Raw genomic sequence first — 636 nt, 5'->3', positions numbered from 1 at the left:
AAGCGCGGCAAACCCCTTCCTTCAGGGAGGAAAGACGTTAATGGGTGAACGACTTGGAGGCGTGCATGGATTTCAACGTTGCGAACGTGATCGGAGGTGGGCTGACCAGGTTTCCGGAGAAGCGGCGGCACGTCCTGGACGTGGTTCGTTCGAACCGCAGGCCCGCAGTCGACGTGGCGCGGCGCCTTGAGCTTCTGGACTCGCGAGCCATAAGTCTCGGTGAATTGCTGGAGGACTACGACATTACTGAGCAGCCGACCTGTCTCGCGAGGGTTTTCGAGCTGACCGCAGAGGACTTAATCCATGCGCGACGAATTTAAATTGGAATTCGACAGGAAACATCCCGCCGCCAAAACCTTCAGGCGGGTTCGCGCCGTCATTCTTACGGGTCGCGTGACGACCTGTGTTGTATTGGCAATTTGGCTCGTATACATGCTCCTCGGAACGGCTTCTGCCGGATAACTTAGGCATTTTTCGACTTTTGAGGGGTTGGGTAAAATTTTACCGTTTCGGTGAATGAGTCCGACCGCCCTTCGCGCGGTGACGAATTTGATCCAGAAGCGCGACAAACAACCTCCTTCAGGGAGGGGCAAGAGCGCGTCTCGTGCAGCGAGGTATCAAGATTTAGTCCGTTAT

General features: G+C 55.5%; 1 protein-coding gene. It reads left to right on the top strand.

Annotated features, from left to right (window positions below):
- Nucleotides 1-65 precede the first annotated feature (65 nt).
- Nucleotides 66-320 (top strand): hypothetical protein, encoded by a 255-nt coding sequence (locus tag E1297_RS00935; protein WP_155132745.1) that lies wholly within the window; start codon nt 66-68, stop codon nt 318-320.
- Nucleotides 321-636 lie beyond the last annotated feature (316 nt).

Source organism: Roseibium sp. RKSG952 (genome assembly GCF_009711355.1).
The sequence above is the reverse complement of the archived record's forward strand: the minus strand, read 5'-3'. Positions and strand labels throughout refer to the sequence as shown.

What these genes read in the sequence shown, in the direction of transcription:
- E1297_RS00935 (WP_155132745.1), top strand. Translation starts at nt 66, where the DNA reads ATGGATTTCAACGTTGCGAACGTGATCGGAGGTGGGCTGACCAGGTTT.